A 3,562-nucleotide genomic window follows, 5' to 3' on the forward strand; every position below is an offset into this window, starting at 1 on the left:
TCTGAACCCAGCTCGCGTACCACTTTAAATGGCGAACAGCCATACCCTTGGGACCGACTACAGCCCCAGGATGTGATGAGCCGACATCGAGGTGCCAAACACCGCCGTCGATATGAACTCTTGGGCGGTATCAGCCTGTTATCCCCGGAGTACCTTTTATCCGTTGAGCGATGGCCCTTCCATACAGAACCACCGGATCACTAAGACCTACTTTCGTACCTGCTCGACTTGTCTGTCTCGCAGTTAAGCGCCCTTCTGCCTTTACACTCAATGCGCGATTTCCGACCGCGCTGAGGGCACCTTTGTGCTCCTCCGTTACTCTTTGGGAGGAGACCGCCCCAGTCAAACTACCCACCATACACGGTCCCTGGCCCGGATCACGGGTCGAGGTTAGAACGTCAAGCACATCAGGGTGGTATTTCAAGGTTGGCTCCATGCAAACTGGCGTCTGCACTTCAAAGCCTCCCACCTATCCTACACAGATGAACTCAACGTTCAGTGTAAAGCTATAGTAAAGGTTCACGGGGTCTTTCCGTCTTGCCGCGGGAACGCTGCATCTTCACAGCGATTTCAATTTCACTGAGTCTCGGGTGGAGACAGCGCCGCCATCATTACGCCATTCGTGCAGGTCGGAACTTACCCGACAAGGAATTTCGCTACCTTAGGACCGTTATAGTTACGGCCGCCGTTTACCGGGGCTTCGATCAAGAGCTTCGCTTTCGCTGACCCCATCAATTAACCTTCCGGCACCGGGCAGGCGTCACACCCTATACGTCCACTTTCGTGTTTGCAGAGTGCTGTGTTTTTGATAAACAGTTGCAGCGGCCTGGTCACTGCGACCCCTCCCAGCTTGTGCTCGCACGAGCCACCAGAAAGGGTGCACCTTCTCCCGAAGTTACGGTGCCATGTTGCCTAGTTCCTTCACCCGAGTTCTCTCAAGCGCCTGAGGATTCTCACCCTGCCTACCTGTGTCGGTTTACGGTACGGTCTGCGTGACCTGAAGCTTAGAAGATTTTCCTGGAAGCATGGGATCAGTGACTTCGTCCATAAGGACTGGTCTCGGTGCTCGGTGTTAAGAGGGCCCGGATTTGCCTGAGCTCTCCACCTACCGCCTTTCCCCGGGACTACCAACGCCCGGTACACCTACCCTTCTCCGTCTCTCCATCGCAGTCACGCGAGGTGCGGGAATATTAACCCGCTTCCCATCGACTACGGCTTTCGCCCTCGCCTTAGGGGCCGACTCACCCTGCGCCGATGAACGTTGCGCTAGGAAACCTTGGGCTTTCGGCGTGGGGGCTTTTCACCCCCATTATCGTTACTCATGTCAGCATTCGCACTTCCGATACCTCCAGCAAGCCTCTCGACTCACCTTCGCAGGCGTACGGAACGCTCCTCTACCGCTCACACCTAAGTGTGAACCCCAAGCTTCGGTATACTGCTTAGCCCCGTTAAATCTTCCGCGCAGGCCGATTCGACCAGTGAGCTATTACGCTTTCTTTAAAGGATGGCTGCTTCTAAGCCAACCTCCTGGCTGTCTATGCCTTCCCACATCGTTTTCCACTTAGCCATGACTTGGGGGCCTTAGCTGGCGGTCTGGGTTGTTTCCCTCTTCACGACGGATGTTAGCACTCGCCGTGTGTCTCCCGTGCTTGCACTTGCCGGTATTCGAAGTTTGCATCGGTTTGGTAAGTCGGTATGACCCCCTAGCCGAAACAGTGCTCTACCCCCGGCAGTGATACACGAGGCGCTACCTAAATAGCTTTCGAGGAGAACCAGCTATCTCCGAGTTTGATTAGCCTTTCACTCCTATCCACAACTCATCCCCGAACTTTTCAACGGTCGTGGGTTCGGTCCTCCAGTGCGTGTTACCGCACCTTCAACCTGGCCATGGATAGATCACTCGGTTTCGGGTCTACACCACGCGACTATTCGCCCTATTCAGACTCGGTTTCCCTTCGCCTCCCCTATACGGTTAAGCTCGCCACGTAATGTAAGTCGCTGACCCATTATACAAAAGGTACGCGGTCACCCCACGAAGGGGCTCCCACTGCTTGTACGCATACGGTTTCAGGGTCTATTTCACTCCCCTCTCCGGGGTTCTTTTCGCCTTTCCCTCACGGTACTGGTTCACTATCGGTCGGTCAGTAGTATTTAGCCTTGGAGGATGGTCCCCCCATGTTCAGACAGGGTTTCTCGTGCCCCGCCCTACTCAATTTCATCGAATGTGCCCTTTCGCCTACAGGGCTATCACCTGCTGTGGCCGGACTTTCCAGACCGTTCGGCTAAAACACAATCGACTTTTGGGCTGTTCCCCGTTCGCTCGTCACTACTCAGGGAATCTCGGTTGATTTCTTTTCCTCCGGGTACTTAGATATTTCAGTTCCCCGGGTTCGCCCCGTACACCTATGGATTCAGTGCACGGTACCTCTTGCGAGGTGGGTTTCCCCATTCGGACATCGCCGGATCAATGCTTGTTGCCAGCTCCCCGACGCTTTTCGCAGGCTGCCACGTCCTTCATCGCCTCTGACCGCCAAGGCATCCGCCGTATGCGCTTAGTCGCTTGATCATATAACCCCAAGTTGCCTCAGGACTGATCGCACGACAAATTGCTTCGCTTACTCGCCTCAACGACACATTCAAGACATTCGTCTCAAACGCTTGTTACGTCCCATGTTTTCAAAGAACCCGGCACGACTTCAACACCGTGCCGCTTCAATTCTTGCGTGTGCGCTACATACTAGACCGCCATCGGTATGGTGGGTCTGGGAGGACTCGAACCACCGGCCTCACCCTTATCAGGGGTGCGCTCTAACCACCTGAGCTACAGACCCAATGTGTCATCGCTCCCCCGACTCCCGGGGATCACAGCCTGGTGGAGCCTGTCGGGATCGAACCGACGACCCCCTGCTTGCAAAGCAGGTGCTCTCCCAGCTGAGCTAAGGCCCCGTCTCTTCTTCCAGACCAGACACCCTCGCCCGGACTTTCGACAAGACCGGCAACCCGCGCCGTCCGGCGCCGAGTGCCCGTTTCTAGTATGCAGGTAACTTGTGTGGACGCCCGACAATGTCGATCGTCTTGCTCTAAAGGAGGTGATCCAGCCGCACCTTCCGGTACGGCTACCTTGTTACGACTTCACCCCAGTCATTGACCACTCCGTGGCAAGCGTCCCCCTTGCGGTTAGACTACCTGCTTCTGGAGCAACCAACTCCCATGGTGTGACGGGCGGTGTGTACAAGGCCCGGGAACGTATTCACCGCAGCAATGCTGATCTGCGATTACTAGCGATTCCGACTTCATGCAGTCGAGTTGCAGACTGCAATCCGGACTACGATCGGTTTTCTGGGATTGGCTCCCCCTCGCGGGTTGGCGACCCTCTGTACCGACCATTGTATGACGTGTGAAGCCCTACACATAAGGGCCATGAGGACTTGACGTCATCCCCACCTTCCTCCGGTTTGTCACCGGCAGTCTCCCTAGAGTTCCCACCATTACGTGCTGGCAACTAAGGACAAGGGTTGCGCTCGTTGCGGGACTTAACCCAACATCTCACGACACGAGCTGA

General features: G+C 55.6%; 2 tRNA genes and 2 rRNA genes. All 4 read right to left on the minus strand.

Features of this window, described 5'->3' with window-relative positions:
* Window positions 1–2,566: ribosomal RNA gene (locus PKC29_15455) — 23S ribosomal RNA — on the minus strand; the annotation flags it as partial.
* 188 nt (window positions 2,567–2,754) lie between these two features.
* Window positions 2,755–2,831 (minus strand) — tRNA-Ile (locus tag PKC29_15460).
* A 39-nt stretch (window positions 2,832–2,870) separates the two neighbouring features.
* Window positions 2,871–2,946, minus strand: a tRNA-Ala gene (locus tag PKC29_15465).
* A 136-nt stretch (window positions 2,947–3,082) separates the two neighbouring features.
* Window positions 3,083–3,562: ribosomal RNA gene (locus PKC29_15470) — 16S ribosomal RNA — on the minus strand; the annotation flags it as partial.

This window comes from Thermodesulfobacteriota bacterium, from assembly GCA_035325995.1.
GTDB lineage: Bacteria > Desulfobacterota_D > UBA1144 > Nemesobacterales > UBA2774 > JADLGH01.